Below are 14933 nucleotides of genomic sequence, written 5' to 3' on the forward strand. Positions count from 1 at the left end.
ATGTGATTGAATTACCCAATGCAAATGATTGGATTGTTAGAAATTCTGACCCTAATAGTCTCGAACGAATTGAAGCCTTTTTTACCGATCATGCGTATGAGTCACATCGCCACGATACTTTTGCAATTGGTCGAACATTAACAGGTGTTCAAAGCTTTCATTATCGTGGAGAGATGAAACATAGCCAGCCGGGTATGACGATGGTTTTACATCCTGATGAAAAACATGATGGAGAGTCAGGTAGTCGAGATGGTTTTAGATATCGGATGGTGTACGTAGAACCTGCAACTCTACAGGAAATTATGAAGGGCAAACCTTTACCATTTTTTGAAAATGGCTTGAGTCAGGATCCCCGTTTATTTAAAGCAACCGATGTTTTATTACAGGGAATGGACCAGCATATTGATCCTTTAGAAAAACAAGATGCTTTATATGATTTGGCAACCACACTTTACGATATTTCTGGTAATAATCAGCGCACCTCACATTCTTATGACTATGTCACAGCGGAGCGCGCTAGAGAATTTATACATGCTTCTTTATATGAAAATATCTCTTTAGATGATATTGAAAAAAATGTGGGACGAGACCGCTGGAGTCTTTCACGTGATTTTCGCCTGCTATTTGGTACAAGTCCACATCGATATATGACTATGCGTAGGCTGGAAGTTGTAAAGTCCTGCTTGATGTATGGAGAGTCCTTAACTCAAGCTTCATTGATTGCAGGATTTTTTGATCAAAGCCACATGACACGTCATTTTCTAAAAGCATTTGGATTGACTCCAGCCAGATGGCGGATGATCAATAAGCTCTCTTCTTAAACAAAAGCCAGCCTGTTTAGGCTGACATAGACTTTATCTTAAATTAGGTTCATGCCTTTCAAAAAATCATAAAGCATAAATATGCCAGAAACGATTAGCATCATTCCCATGACTTTGTTTATACGATTAAACCAGATTTTATTTTTAATTTTTTTACCTAACACTGCACCTGCCCAAGAATAAAGACAGGGCGCGCCAGCTGCACCCAGTGAAATGAGCAATGATACGAAGAATATTTGAACGCCAATGATATGTGCTGTCGGGTACATAATGGTTGTAACAGGCAGAATCACTAAAATTCCTTTTGGGTTTAAAGCTTGTATCCAGAAACCATTCCAGAATGAAAGTGCCTGAACTTCAGTGGCTTCGTCACTAATATCGATATCTGACTTTAGCATTTGATATGAAAGGTAAAACGTATAACACGCGCCAAACAAAGCAATATAGTGCAAGGCATTTTGTGGAATGATCGCGGCACCGATATATCCAAAAATCATGAATAACATCAGCATTGCACAACCGACACCTATAAAAAAATAAATTGTTCTTTTGAACTGTCCGGTTAGCCCAGCGTTTAGTCCCATAAAATTTACAGGACCGGGGCTATACATCACACTCAAGGTATAAAAAAAGATTTCCATAACGTATCTGCTGAAACAAAAACAACCCAGCATAGTGACTCGCAAATTTATGGTCTTGTACGTTTGTGATGGCTCCTGCACAAACGTACAAGACGAAAAAAATCTGAATGAGTCATGATGAGCGAGTTAAAGTTATGATTCAGGAAAGAGGTTTATGTTTGATACAAAAATTGCGCTGATTGTCCGTAATGATCTTGCGACGTGGCAGAGATTAAATGTGGTGGCTTTTTTGGCAACAGGGATTGCCTCTGCTGTACCTGAAATGTTGGGGAAACCTTATATCGATGCGAATGGCTATGAGTATGGCAACATGTTAGGGCAGCCGATGTTGGTATTTGAAGGGGATTTATCTGGAATGCAAAAAGCGCATCGCAAAGCAATTGAGCAAGATTTGACGATAATTCCTTATGTACATGCCATGTTTTCTACAGGAAATGATGAAGATAATCGGGCGGTTTTTTTAGCCGATGATGCAAATCAATTAAATTTGGTTGGGCTAGCGTTAAGAGGGCCTAAAAAGGCCGTTGATAAGGCAATAAAGGGACTTTCTTTGCATCAATAAAATATTATTGAAAGAATGATAAAACCCACTTTTTGAGCAAAAGTGGGTTTTGTTTAAAAATGATGATTAAACTTTATCTTGAGTCTTGGTCTCAAAATCGCTGGCATCATGGCGTTCATGCAACTGGGTAGCTAAATCACCAAAAGTACGGTTGACCATACGACCACGTTGAACCGCAGGGCGAGCTAAAATCGCATCTGCCCAGCGCTGAACATTTTTATATTGATCGACTCCTAAAAACTCTGCGCCGTTATACACCCAGTTTTTAACAAGACCGCCATACCAAGGGAACGCCGCAATATCAGCAATGCTATATTCGGAACCAGCCAAATATTCATGCTTTGCTAGATGCTGATCTAATACATCAAGTAAACGTTTCGTTTCCAAGGCAAAGCGGTTTACTGCATATTCAATTTTAACAGGTGCATAAGCATAAAAATGCCCAAAACCACCACCTAAGTAAGGTGCGCTGCCCATTTGCCAGAATAACCAATTAAGGCATTCAGTACGTGCAGTAATATCAGTTGGAATGAAAGCTTTAAACTTTTCAGCTAAGTAAAGCAAAATTGAGCCAGATTCAAACACTCTTAATGGCGGGTTTTGGCTATGGTCAACCAATGCTGGAATTTTAGAGTTTGGATTAATTTCTACAAAGCCACTGCCAAATTGCTGACCTTCACCAATTTTAATCAGCCATGCATCATATTCAGCATCTTGATGTCCTAATGCTAAAAGTTCTTCTAGCAAAATAGTGACTTTTTGGCCATTAGGCGTTGCTAAAGAGTAGAGCTGGAGCGGATGTTTACCGACGGGAAGTGTATGCTCGTAACGCGCACCTGAAGTCGGTTGGTTTAAATCGGTTTTTTCTCCAGTCCATTGCCAAACTTGTGGAGGAATATAGTTTGAATCACTCATTTTTTATCTCGTGTTTGGTGTAAATATAAGGATTTATTTATGTCGCAAGGCAAGCCATTTTTGTACGGTCGGACGTTGCCATTGCTGTAATGCATAGTTTTTTAAACGTTCTGGTACAGCATCACCATTTTGAATAAGGCGTTGCAGCATCAGGGCAAGTTCAGCATCCACAATGCTCCATGAACCAAAAAGAAATTCGGCATCAGACGCAAGAAGTTTTTCTGCAACAAAGAAAAGTTTCTCCGCAGCTTTTTTGCCTTCTTCTGAAAGTGGAGTGGACTTGGGCTGAATAAAAATAACATCGGTTGGACGTTCAGTTCTTAGGGCTACTAAGTCCGATCGGAGCCATGCCTGAATTTGTCTTGCTCTTGCGCGTGCTTGAATATCTTTTGGATAAATAGCTGTGTTTGGATAAAGCTCTTCAAGATATTCCAAAATGGCAGAAGATTCTGATAAGGCAAAATCATTATGCTCAAGTACAGGCACTTTGGCAGTTAATGACTTTGCTACATAAGATTTTTCAAACTGGCCTTGCTGGCCTAAGTTGATGGTCGCTATTTCAAATGGAATTTGTTTTTCATGTAGCCCTACAAAAATTGTAAACGCGTAGGGGCTTAGAAATTGTGAATCTGTGTACAGCTTAAAATGTTCATTATTCATTATTATTGTCCATGTCATAAAACAATCGGATCTAGTCTAAGTGAGCTGATCCAAGATTGGGTAGCTTTTTTGTGGAAAAGCTTTATCGGTTTTTGAATTAAGCCATTTCAGTGTTCAACGTTAGGGCTTAATGTGCTGAAAATGCTGACGAACAATACTAAGCCACGCCTGTACAGCTGGTGAGACAGGAAGATTCTTTTTCCAAGCCATGACTAAGTGCCACTGAATATTTGGTTTTTCAAGCGGTACCGCTGCAAATAAACTAGAGTCAAGCATGTCGGTATAATATTGTGGCAAGAGAGCAATCCCCATTCGCTGTAGCACCATGTCTGCCAAGAGGTGCCATTGGCTGGTACGACAAGCAATGGTTGGATAAAAACCATGCTGCTTACAGGCATCGAGAATAATACTGTTTAAAGAGAAATTTTCAGGAAACATTAAAAATGATTGGTGTTGTAGCTCTTCTAGATTTATTTTTTTGCGGGTTGCCCAACTCGCATCCCGACGTAAAAGAACCATTAAAGGGTAGTTACATAGCTCAATGCTATTAAAGATTTGCGTATCAAAAGGCTGCAATAAAACGCCAACGTCTAGTTCATTGTTAAGCAAAGCTTGCTCAATACCACGTGAGCCCACTTCCATAAAAGCTAATTCAATATCTGGTAATTGCTGATGATAATCAAATAGGGCAGTCGTTAAGAGCTGCGAGCCTAAAGGCGGAACGCCAAGTTTTAAAGTTCCTGTTTTTAATTGTTGATAGTTTTCAATTTCAAGAAAGATGTTTTGTTCTGCCTGAAGAAGCTCGATTGCATGTTGATAAATGCGCTCTCCAATTTCAGTTAGTTCAATTTGTCTTTTTCGTCCATGATCAGGTTTAACCAAAAGCTGTACCTGAAGTTGCTCTTCAAGCTGCTGTAATATTTTACTAATAGTGGGTTGAGTCAGATACAACTCTTCAGCAGTACGGGTAAAACTTTTAGTTTTTACCAATGTAACGAAGCACTGTAGTGATTTTAGTGAAAGCATAATAAAGAATAAATTATTCCATTTTGGAATAAAATTAACATGAATAATTCATATTTAGCAACTTTAACCAGGATAGCATAATGGTGTAGTTAACCATCTAATTTCGCAAAATGAGTACTGAATCTGCTTCTGGCACACCCACACAACCTTCACTTTTAGTTTTAGTTAAACAAATTTTGATTTTGGCTGGATTTTGGTGGGTCGGATATCTCTTACATCAAAAGCTTGGCGTACCTGTCTCAGCAGGCATTTTAGGTATGTTTTTATTGCTTTTATGCCTGTTCTTTAAAATTATCAAAATGGATCAGGTGGCAATGGGAGCAACCGTTGTTTTAGGTGAACTGTTACTATTTTTCGTGCCCGTTGTAGTCGCCGTAGTTCAGTATAAAACTTTGTTTATGACCGAAGGCTGGCAAATTGTCTTGAGCATTGCGGTTGGGACCATTTCAGTCATGCTCAGTACTTGCCTGACGATTCACTATTACAATCGTTTGAAAGCTTATTTACAGGCTCGAAAACGTCTTCAACATAAGCATATCTAAAGAGCAAACGACATGAATATTTGGTCAATTCTTTGTCTGATCTGGACTTTGGCAGCCTATGTTGTGGCAAAGCGGATCTATCAGAAAAATCCAAAACTTTGGTTATCACCCGCGATTAGTGTGCCGGTACTCACCATCATTTTGATGACGATTTTTGGAATTTCATATCAAACTTATGCAGAAGATACGCAGTGGATTGTTAATTTGTTAGGGCCTGCAACGGTTGCGTTTGCTGTACCGATTTATCGTTATCGGGAAACGATTCGTAAAAACCTTGGGGTCCTTTCAATTGCGATTATTGTGGGGATGAGTGTAGGTGTGATGTCTGCCTATGAGATGGCGCAGTGGTTCCACTTTAGCCCTGAAGTGACCAATAGTTTGATGGCACGTTCTATTTCAACACCATTTGCCATGATTTTAGCTGAAGATATTCACGGTTCGGCAGCATTGGTTTCACTATTTACCGTTATTACTGGTTTGGTCGGTATGATTTGCGGCGATGCGATTTTAGCGATTACTAAAATCCGTTCTAATGTGGCAAATGGGGCAGCCTTCGGCAATGCAGCCCACGGTTTTGGTACAGTTAGAGCACAGCAACGTAATAGTGAAGAAGGTGTAATTGCCAGTTTAACCATGGTTATTGCAGGTATTTTAATGGTGCTGATTGGGCCATTTGCGATTCATCTATGGTTGCTGTTGTAGGCTTTGTCTAAGTCGGCTTGTCATGTTGTTGAATAATCTTTGATAGTTTTTTGATGGCTTGTCTCATCAGTTCGGGTTCAAAATCGCCTAAGCCAACAATTAACCCCGGACGTTGTTGTTCTTTTGAAAATGTCGGTGAAATTGCTTTAATCGCAATGCCTGCATCGACTGCCGAGCTTGCAACGTCAATATCATTAATATGATGAGCCAGCCATAACACCATATGCATGCCTTGATCGCCCGGCTGTAACCAAGCCAGTTCTTGAGGGATGTATTGTTCAATCAAGCCAATAATGTATTCTCGAACTTCTGCATAGACATTTCGAGTCCGTCGAATATGCCGCTCTAAATAGCCCTCTTGAATAAAAGCAGCCAAAACATGCTGGTCGGCAGCTGGTGGGTGTCGATCAATTAAGACCCTTAGTCCACAAAAAGGAGCTACCAGTTCTTTAGGCAACACGGCATAGCCAAGTCTAAGGGAAGGAAATAAAACTTTACTGAAAGTCCCAAGATAAATGACTTGGTCGGGCGCCATACCTTGTAAAGATGGGAAGGGTTGTCCGTTATAACGGAGTTCGCTGTCGTAGTCATCTTCAATGATCCATGCATTTTGCTGTTTTGCCCAAGCCAATAAAGCCGTACGTCTTGCTAGACTCATCGGCATGCCAAGTGGATATTGGTGAGATGGAGTCACAAAAGCAGCACGTGCATGTTTAGAAAGCTTAATTCCGGTTTCAACCTGAATACCTTCTTCATCGACAGGAACACGCACCATCCGAATGTTGTGTACAGCATGTTCAAAAATGGCTGTGGTACCCCGATAAGCTGGATCTTCAATCCAAACTTCATCTTTTGCTTCAAATAAAATCTGGCTGCAAATATAAAGTGATTGCTGAATGCCAGGAGTAATCACAATTTGTTCAGGTTCGCAGTGGACAGAGCGTGATCGGCGTACATAGTCTGCTATAGCAACTCTTAGTGATAGCACGCCTTGAGGCTCGCCATAACCCGAAGGAACACCTGCACCTCGTGATCTAAATTTATTACCAAACTTACGCCAAATATCACTCGGTTGGGTGCGAGCAATGGGAACAGACACTGCAAAAGGGGCATGAGGAAGTGGTTTAAACTCCTTAAGCACTTGGGCATAAGAACGTGCCGACTTCGTCAAAGGGATTGAGTTAGGTGTGGTCTCTTTTTGAGAATATTGCGGTGTAGTTTTTTTAGCTAAAGCATGAGACACATAGGTGCCCGTTCGTGCTTGAGAGTCAAACACACCTTCGGCTAAAAGCTGATCGTAAGCTTCGATAATCGTTCCGCGAGCGACTCCAAGTGTTTGAGCCAGTTCACGTGAAGAAGGCAACGGATCTCCCGGTTGTAAATCACCACTTTGTACAGCTTCACGCAAAGCTTGGGTTAGTTGAGCACTTATCTTTCCTTGGCTTTTATTAATCTTTGCAATAGACGGAAGTTCAACAACTTTTGCCATTCTTGCCATAATTCTGGTCTACTTAAAAAAATACAAAGTGGTTCTTTTTAATAAACCACAGAAACCAGAAAATTTACAACACAAAATATAAATAATCCTGATATTTACAGTGAGGTTTTGAGCCATGTATATCCCCGATGATTATGCAGAAAACCGTTTGGATGTATTGCATTCTCTTATTACCGAATATCCGTTTGGTGTGCTTTTTACGCATGGAAGTAATGGCTTAGATGCAAATCATCTTCCATTCGAATTACAGGCAGGTGAAGGGGAATTGGGTGTACTACGTGCGCATGTGTCTAGAGTTAATCCTGTCTGGCAGGACATTAAAAATGGAGATGAGGTGTTGGTCGTGTTTCAAGCAGGCGATGCTTATATTTCACCAAACTGGTACCCATCCAAACATGAACAGCACAGACAAGTACCGACATGGAACTATAGGGTTGTGCATGCTTATGGCAAAGTAACCATTCGAGATGATGAACGTTACGTCCGTGGTGTTGTGGCTCGTTTAACTCGTACCCATGAAACATCTCAACCTGAACCATGGAAAATGTCCGATGCACCAAAGGACTATCTTGAACCGATGTTAAATGCGATTGTAGGTATTGAGATTGAAATTACCAAGTTGCGAGGAAAATCAAAACTTGGGCAAAACAAAGAACGTCGAGACATTTTGGGCGCGGCAGATGGCCTATCGAAATTTGGTCATCAAACCATAGCGGACGCTATGTATAGTGTGGCTGAGTTAAATAAATAATTTCGAAAATATACAACTTTAATATCAATTGAGGAGACAAAGATGTCTTTTACTACACCTGTTGAGTTGGTAGGTGAGCACGTTATTTTAAAACCACTAAATGTAACTCAAGCTGAAGCGCTCAAAGAGGCTGTTTGCGATGGGGAACTCTATAATCTTTGGTATACCCGTGTGCCAAGACCTGAACAAATGGCTGCTGAAATTGAAAGACGTCTCGGTTTGCAAAAATCTGGTTCTATGTTGCCTTTTTATATTGAAGACCGAAAAACAGGTCAGGCGTTAGGTATGACAACTTTAATGAATATTGAAGAAGCACATCGCCGTGTAGAAATTGGTTCGACGTGGTACCGCAAGTCTGCACAGCGCTCACCTGTAAATACTGAGTGTAAAAAGCTATTGCTGGCCCACGCATTTGAGTCATTGAACTGTATTGCGGTTGAGTTACGTACATCTTCTTTAAATGTTCAAAGTCAAACTGCAATTGTACGTTTAGGTGCAAAGCTTGATGGTGTGCTGAGAAGTCATCAAATTGTGAAAGATGATATTTTGCGGGACACTCACGTTTATAGCATTTTGAAACATGAGTGGCCTGCGGTTCGCCAAAACTTGGAATGGATGTTGAACAAGCCGCGTTAGGAATTAATGCATAAGTCTATATTCTTGCGGAGTATTACCTGTCCAGTTTTTAAATGCTCTGCTAAAAGAATTGTGCTCTTGAAAGCCCAATAGAAATGAAATTTCACCCGTGCTCATTGATGATTTTTCTAAATAATGTTGGGCAAGAGATTGACGTGTGGCATCCAAAAGCGTTTTAAAATTAGTTTGCTCTTCTAAAAGTAGCCGTTGTAGCGTACGTTTGCTCATCGCGAGTCGTTGAGCAACATCTTCTATCGTACACAGTCCAGCAGGTAGGTTTTCTAAAAGAATTGCTTTAACTTTTTCGCTAACTGTTGCATCTTCATCAAGCTGTATAAGACTACGTTGCAAGTTTGGCTCGAAAAAAGACCACATGGTCGGGTTGGCTGTTAAAAAAGGACGTTCAACATCTTGGCGTGAAAAGACAATTGAAATGTGTTCACTTTTTTGTGGAAGTACGCCAAAAAATGTTTTGTATTCTGCCAGATGACTAGGCAAATCGGGCAGCGTAACTTTCAAAGGTATAACCTGATGTCTTGTACATATTCTTGCTAATTGAGCAAAAAAGACCAGTTCTGACATGGCAAGACTTTGCGGCGTTGGCGTAGATACATTATAAAATTTGAGTTCTAGCATTGTTGTGTCGTTATCAATTGCTACTTGTAACTGCATTGGCCCAACGAGTCTTTTAAATTCAGATAGACGCTGTATCGCAATATTAAAGTTTGGACTACAAATACACGCAAAAATCGCTGGATCAAACAGTTCAACTGTAATCATTTGACCAATTTTTAAAGGTAAGTCATTTATTCCAGCAAGTTGTTCAATTGCGTGCCAAAAATTGAAATATTGAACAGGCGTAAGGCTTGCATCTTTACGGTTGAATAAATCAAGCGGTAGAGATGCCAAACGTAATGCATCTTCAACATTTATGCCTAGGTCATTCAGTAATAACTTCCAGTTGGTATTTAAGGCAAAATTTGAAGCATATTTCATTTGAGCATCTCAACATTAAGCTTGTGTTGGTCACTTAATTTATTTAATAACTGACATCACCATACGATCAAACACACGGTCGCCAAACCATTTACGTACAAATATCATCAGTTTGGCATATTTTCCACCCACATAACGTGTTTTAGGTGACGATGCATGAACAGCTTTCATGAGCATATCAACGACCACTTGCACGTCTGAAAGTGCACCTTTTTCAACAGAGGTATGTGTTGCATTAGCAACTGCCGTCGCCATGTGGCTGTAGGCACTTTGCCCTGAACGCTCAAGCATAGGCTTGACCATCACATCTGCAAATTCAGTTGCGATAGCACCGGGTTCAATGACAACAACATCAATGTTAAATGATTTTAACTCTAAACGTAGACAGTCAGACCAACCTTCAACTGCATGTTTGCTCGCATGATACCAACTACCAAGTGGTGTATAGATTTTCCCACCCATTGATGAAATATTGATAATTCGACCCTGCATTTTTTTACGCATACTTGGAAGAATTTTTTGAGTTAAATAGGCCATACCAAACAGATTCACTTCAAATTGATAGCGTGCATCGGCAAGGGAAGTATCTTCCATGGCGCCATACATGCCGAAGCCTGCGCAGTTAACTAAAATATCAACACCATGGGTTTCTTTTTCAATAGTTTTCACAACTTGGTCGATATCGTCCTGATTGGTAATATCCATTTTTAATGTATGAGCACCGAGTGTTTTTAGTTCTTGCATAGCATCAACACGACGGGCAACGGCATAAACAGTTGCACCTTCTTTGAGTAATGCTTTGGTAAATGCTTTTCCCATACCAGATGATGCGCCTGTGATGAGAACGATTTTTTCTTTAACTGTGTTCATATTCTGTCTCTCAACTAAAGTTTTAAGGAACTTGCTTTTCGATAGAGGCATCATAGAAATTTGAACAGTATTTATCCAAATCGAATGGCGACAATGTTTAATCAAAGTGCGCCAAATTTTTAAAATATTATTTCCTCGAAATAAGAGCAGATACACAAAATTAAATTAAAGTTTCTTGCCGTCTTTTGCTTAACCATAGTAATGAGCATGCTGCAATTACTAGCCACGGTACTAAAGCAATATTCATTGCTTCCCAGCCAAATAAATCGAGTAAAGCACCTGCGCTAAAAGAACAAATTAAGCCGGCAACAAAAACAGTCATGTCGTTAATGGCTTGAGCCTTGGCTTTTTCAGCCGCTGTATATGTTCCGGTAAGTAAAGAAGTGCTGCCAATAAATAAAAAGTTCCATCCCACACCTAATAAAATGAGTGAGATTGCAAACGATGCGAACTGAATACCCGAGAGGGAAAAACCAATATAGCAAGCAAATAATATAAGACCGGCAAACATGATTTTAAGCACACCAAATCGGGCGATTAAATGTCCAGTAAAGAATGAAGGTAGGAACATACCAAGCACATGAAGCTGAATGACGGTTGTAATCGTTCCAAGTTCATGATGTGAATGTCGCATGGCTATGGGTGTTGCAGTCATACCTAAAATCATAATGCCATAACCTGTGACGGCACCAAACAAAGCAACTAAATAGGTAGGCTGAAAGACAATCTGTTGCCATGGGCGACCAGCAGAAAAGTCAGACTTTTGCTCAACTGTATTGGCAATATGTAGGCTAGATAAAATGCCCATTGCGACAAGTGAAATGATGCTAATAATTAAAAATGAACCGATATATTCCAAATGCTGGAATAAAGGTCCACCAAAGCGCGCCAAAGTCGGGCCAATCAGTGCTGCAACAACTCCACCTGCCATAACCCAAGAAATGGCACGTGAACGGAATGCATCATCTGCTACTTCACTGGCAGCAAAACGATAAAACTGAGCAAAGGATTGGTAGGCTCCGACACATAACGTGCCTAAGGCTAAGAGAGTAAGTGAACTATAAAAGATACCAATGGCGGCAATAATACCGCCAATTACACCTAGAAAAGCGCCGAAAAGAAAACCCTTACGCCGTCCTACATGTGCCATCAACATTGATGCAGGGAACATCATTAAGGCTGTACCCAAAAACATAGATGCGATGGGTAAAGTTGCTAGTATCGGTGTATTTGAAATATTTGCCCCAGCCAAACCACCAATCGTCATGACCATGATCGATACGGTTTGGTAAAGTGACTGAGAACTCGCCAAAATAAGAACTTGGCGATGCATCGTATTTTGAAGCATGAGAGCCTTTTTATATGTGTTAATCGATGAGTTTGGGTGCTGAGTTTTTATATAAGAAGAAAGTATCAACAGCTCAGCTTGAAAATGTTGAGGTGTTCTTAGTTATAACAATATTTCTTTGGCATAAACTATTTTTTATCAAGTAATTGCAGCTGAATAATCAGACTTAATATTCTATCATCTGATAGTTTGATACAAAACAATTGAAGCCCCAATTTTTCTAAATAAGTCTATTTATTTAAGACATTTAATATGTCTATTCTCTCAAATTCTTTTTCAGCCACCTTAAAATAAATCATTAACCTGAGGTTAATAACCACTGATGTAGGTTGATTGATCAAAATTCCATAAAGCGTTTTTATAGATACAGAACAAAACTGCGATCTATATAGGTAAGCACATGGAAGGATCAGTTCAGAATAAAGAACGTTTATGGACAAAGCGGCGTCATGCCAAACAATTAAAACTAGAGATGGCAAACCAATATACCGATGGTGTGGTGATTCCAACTCAAGACATTATTAAAGTTTTAGAAACTTTAATTACACCAGGTGACAGAGTTGTACTCGAAGGGAATAACCAAAAGCAGGCAGATTTCCTTTCACGTTCTTTGGCACAAACTAATCCAGATGTTTTGCATGATTTACATATGATTATGCCAAGCGTTGGGCGTTCGGAACATCTTGATCTGTTTGAAAAAGGCATTGCACGTAAGCTCGATTTTTCTTTTGCTGGCCCGCAAAGTTTACGTATTAGTCAATTAATTGAAGATGGGCTGCTAGAGATTGGTGCGATTCATACCTATATCGAGTTGTATTCACGTTTGGTGGTCGACCTTATTCCAAATGTGGTGCTTTCTGCGGGCTTTATGGCAGACCGTCAAGGCAATATCTATACAGGCCCAAGTACCGAAGATTCTCCAGCACTTATTGAACCTGCCGCTTTTAGTGATGGTATTGTGATTGTTCAGGTCAATGAACTGGTCGATGACGTAACAGAGTTACCACGTGTCGATATTCCTGCTTCTTGGGTCGATTATGTGGTGGTCGCAGACCAGCCATTTTATATCGAACCGTTATTTACTCGCGACCCGAAACACATCAAACCTGTGCATGTGCTCATGGCGATGATGGCAATTCGCGGAATTTATGAAAAGCATAATGTGCAATCGTTAAACCATGGTATTGGTTTTAACACTGCGGCAATTGAATTGATTTTACCGACCTATGGTGAATCTTTAGGTTTAAAAGGAAAAATTTGCCGAAATTGGACACTAAATCCGCATCCAACCTTAATTCCAGCGATTGAAACAGGTTGGGTTGAAAGTGTGCATTGTTTTGGTACCGAACTTGGTATGGAAAAATATGTTGCAGCTCGTCCTGATGTGTTCTTTACAGGTCGTGATGGCGCTTTACGTTCCAACCGCATGATGTGTCAGCTCGCCGGTCAGTACGCCGTTGATCTATTTATTGGCGCAACTTTGCAAGTTGATGGTATGGGACATTCTTCAACCGTTACCAAAGGTCGTTTGGCTGGTTTCGGTGGTGCACCAAACATGGGGCATGATCCACGCGGACGTCGCCACGATACGCCAGCATGGCTAGATATGCGTTTGCAAGGCGCTAATGAAACAGAAACCTATTTGGCACGTGGTAAAAAGTTAGTTGTGCAAATGGTGGAAACCTTCCAAGAGGGTGGCAAGCCGACTTTTGTGGAGCGTCTTGATGCCATTGATGTGGCTAAAACAGCAGGCCTACCTTTAGCACCGATCATGATTTATGGCGATGATGTGACCCATTTACTCACCGAAGAAGGCATTGCTTATCTATATAAAGCAAGCAGCCAAGAAGAGCGTCAAGCCATGATTGCTGCTGTGGCAGGCGTGACCAGTATTGGTTTAACTCAGGACCCTAAAACAACAGCACGTTTAAGAAGCGAAGGCTTGGTGGTATTCCCTGAAGATTTAGGTATTCGCCGCACCGATGCAACACGTGAGCTTTTAGCCGCGAAAAATATTGCCGACTTGGTGACATGGTCCGATGGTTTATATCAACCACCTGCAAAATTCAGGAGTTGGTAATGATGGCACAATTTCAATATCAAGCACTTAGCGATAGTCAGCTTTTAGCAGATATGGCGGTCGAGGCTTTGATTGATGAAGTTAATCTGACGCCCAAACCAGCTTTGGTAGATCGCCGTGGCAGTGGTGCGCATGATGACCTGAATTTGGAGTTAATGGAGCGCTCTGCAAAAAGTTTAGGGCCCATGTTTGAGGCAATGACCCAAGCTGCAAAGCATCATGGTGAGGTTTGTTTAGCCTTGCGCGAAGACATTGGTGAAATTGGCCGCCAAGGTGAAAAGACCATGATGTTGGCAACAGATGGTGTTAACACACACCGCGGTGCAATTTGGGCCTTAGGTTTAATGGTTACGGCAGCAGCATTGGCACGCACCAATCAACAATATTTATCGGCTGTTGAACTATGCCAGTTAGCAGGTCAGATTGCTCAGCTTGAAGATCGTTTTATTCCAAAGCAGGCCTTGAGTCATGGTCAGCAAGTACAAAAGAAATTAGGCATCTTAGGTGCCAAAGAACAGGCTCAACAAGGTTTTCCAACTATTGTGAATTTTGGTTTAAAGCAGCTTTACCAAAGTCGTAGTAAACCAATGAAAGAAGAGTTCGCTCGTTTAGATGCCTTACTTGCGATGATGACTGACCTGACCGATACCTGCGTGCTTTATCGATCTGGAACAAATGGCTTAAAGCGTATGCAACAAGGTGCTCAGCAAGTACTGGATTTGGGCGGCAGCTCAAGCTTGGAAGGTCGACGTGCTTTACATCTTTTAGAGATTGATCTGCTTAGGATGAAGGCTTCTGCTGGTGGTGCCGCAGATTTGTTGGCAGCAACCTTGTTTATAGATCGTGCTGAGCAGTCATCTGTGAAAAATAAAAAGGGATTTTGAT

Annotated in this window: 16 protein-coding genes; 8 read left to right on the top strand and 8 right to left on the bottom strand. The window is 40.8% G+C overall.

What is annotated here, in order from left to right:
* The first annotated feature begins 2 nt into the window (after nt 1-2).
* On the top strand, nt 3-821 hold the full coding sequence (locus tag ODQ17_RS10660) for an AraC family transcriptional regulator (RefSeq protein ID WP_322903499.1): 819 nt from the start codon (nt 3-5) through the stop codon (nt 819-821).
* 38 nt (nt 822-859) lie between these two features.
* Here the strand turns inward: ODQ17_RS10660 and ODQ17_RS10665 are convergent, their stop codons facing one another.
* The gene (locus tag ODQ17_RS10665; RefSeq protein ID WP_322903501.1) at nt 860-1462 is read right to left on the bottom strand and encodes a LysE family translocator; all 603 of its coding nucleotides are present in this window, start codon (nt 1460-1462) and stop codon (nt 860-862) included.
* Between the two features lie 154 nt (nt 1463-1616).
* On the opposite strand from ODQ17_RS10665, the gene ODQ17_RS10670 reads away from it, so the two are divergent.
* Nucleotides 1617-2024, top strand: a complete 408-nt coding sequence (locus tag ODQ17_RS10670; RefSeq protein WP_107973273.1) for a DUF2000 domain-containing protein — start codon at nt 1617-1619, stop codon at nt 2022-2024.
* A gap of 66 nt (nt 2025-2090) precedes the next feature.
* On the opposite strand, the gene yghU is transcribed toward ODQ17_RS10670, so the two are convergent.
* The 3 genes from yghU to ODQ17_RS10685 form a co-directional block, all read right to left on the bottom strand.
* Complete coding sequence (gene yghU / locus ODQ17_RS10675) at nt 2091-2939, bottom strand: glutathione-dependent disulfide-bond oxidoreductase (RefSeq protein WP_322903504.1); 849 nt, start codon at nt 2937-2939, stop codon at nt 2091-2093.
* A gap of 33 nt (nt 2940-2972) precedes the next feature.
* Nucleotides 2973-3599 (bottom strand): glutathione transferase, encoded by a 627-nt coding sequence (gene yfcF, locus ODQ17_RS10680; RefSeq protein WP_322903506.1) that lies wholly within the window; start codon nt 3597-3599, stop codon nt 2973-2975.
* 120 nt (nt 3600-3719) lie between these two features.
* A complete protein-coding gene (locus ODQ17_RS10685; protein ID WP_322903508.1) occupies nt 3720-4625 on the bottom strand; it encodes a LysR family transcriptional regulator in 906 nt (301 codons plus the stop codon).
* A gap of 110 nt (nt 4626-4735) precedes the next feature.
* On the opposite strand from ODQ17_RS10685, the gene ODQ17_RS10690 reads away from it, so the two are divergent.
* Both ODQ17_RS10690 and ODQ17_RS10695 read left to right on the top strand, forming a co-directional pair.
* The gene (locus tag ODQ17_RS10690; protein ID WP_005069824.1) at nt 4736-5167 is read left to right on the top strand and encodes a CidA/LrgA family protein; all 432 of its coding nucleotides are present in this window, start codon (nt 4736-4738) and stop codon (nt 5165-5167) included.
* A gap of 12 nt (nt 5168-5179) precedes the next feature.
* Entirely contained in the window at nt 5180-5869 is a 690-nt protein-coding gene (locus ODQ17_RS10695) for an LrgB family protein (RefSeq protein WP_002157453.1), read from the top strand.
* A gap of 7 nt (nt 5870-5876) precedes the next feature.
* Here the strand turns inward: ODQ17_RS10695 and pdxR are convergent, their stop codons facing one another.
* Complete coding sequence (gene pdxR / locus ODQ17_RS10700; protein WP_322903512.1) at nt 5877-7367, bottom strand: MocR-like pyridoxine biosynthesis transcription factor PdxR; 1491 nt, start codon at nt 7365-7367, stop codon at nt 5877-5879.
* Between the two features lie 115 nt (nt 7368-7482).
* Here pdxR and ODQ17_RS10705 point away from each other — a divergent pair, with 115 nt between their 5' ends.
* Both ODQ17_RS10705 and ODQ17_RS10710 read left to right on the top strand, forming a co-directional pair.
* On the top strand, nt 7483-8118 hold the full coding sequence (locus ODQ17_RS10705; protein WP_322903514.1) for an FMN-binding negative transcriptional regulator: 636 nt from the start codon (nt 7483-7485) through the stop codon (nt 8116-8118).
* A gap of 42 nt (nt 8119-8160) precedes the next feature.
* Entirely contained in the window at nt 8161-8754 is a 594-nt protein-coding gene (locus tag ODQ17_RS10710; RefSeq protein ID WP_322903516.1) for a GNAT family N-acetyltransferase, read from the top strand.
* A 3-nt stretch (nt 8755-8757) separates the two neighbouring features.
* On the opposite strand, the gene ODQ17_RS10715 is transcribed toward ODQ17_RS10710, so the two are convergent.
* The 3 genes from ODQ17_RS10715 to ODQ17_RS10725 form a co-directional block, all read right to left on the bottom strand.
* The gene (locus ODQ17_RS10715; protein ID WP_322903518.1) at nt 8758-9750 is read right to left on the bottom strand and encodes an AraC family transcriptional regulator ligand-binding domain-containing protein; all 993 of its coding nucleotides are present in this window, start codon (nt 9748-9750) and stop codon (nt 8758-8760) included.
* Between the two features lie 39 nt (nt 9751-9789).
* Nucleotides 9790-10620, bottom strand: a complete 831-nt coding sequence (locus ODQ17_RS10720) for an oxidoreductase (RefSeq protein WP_322903520.1) — start codon at nt 10618-10620, stop codon at nt 9790-9792.
* A gap of 160 nt (nt 10621-10780) precedes the next feature.
* Nucleotides 10781-11968: an MFS transporter gene (locus tag ODQ17_RS10725; protein ID WP_322903522.1), complete on the bottom strand. Its 1188-nt coding sequence runs from the start codon at nt 11966-11968 to the stop codon at nt 10781-10783.
* A gap of 400 nt (nt 11969-12368) precedes the next feature.
* Between ODQ17_RS10725 and mdcA the strand changes: the two genes are divergently transcribed.
* Together mdcA and ODQ17_RS10735 are read left to right on the top strand one after the other, a co-directional pair.
* Complete coding sequence (mdcA, locus tag ODQ17_RS10730) at nt 12369-14048, top strand: malonate decarboxylase subunit alpha (RefSeq protein ID WP_322903526.1); 1680 nt, start codon at nt 12369-12371, stop codon at nt 14046-14048.
* On the top strand, nt 14048-14932 hold the full coding sequence (locus tag ODQ17_RS10735; RefSeq protein WP_322903528.1) for a triphosphoribosyl-dephospho-CoA synthase: 885 nt from the start codon (nt 14048-14050) through the stop codon (nt 14930-14932). The genes mdcA and ODQ17_RS10735 overlap by 1 nt, the downstream gene beginning before the upstream one ends.
* The last annotated feature ends 1 nt before the right edge of the window (nt 14933 follow it).

Origin of the sequence: Acinetobacter sp. IRS14 (genome assembly GCF_034650275.1) — a bacterium.
GTDB lineage: Bacteria > Pseudomonadota > Gammaproteobacteria > Pseudomonadales > Moraxellaceae > Acinetobacter > Acinetobacter oleivorans.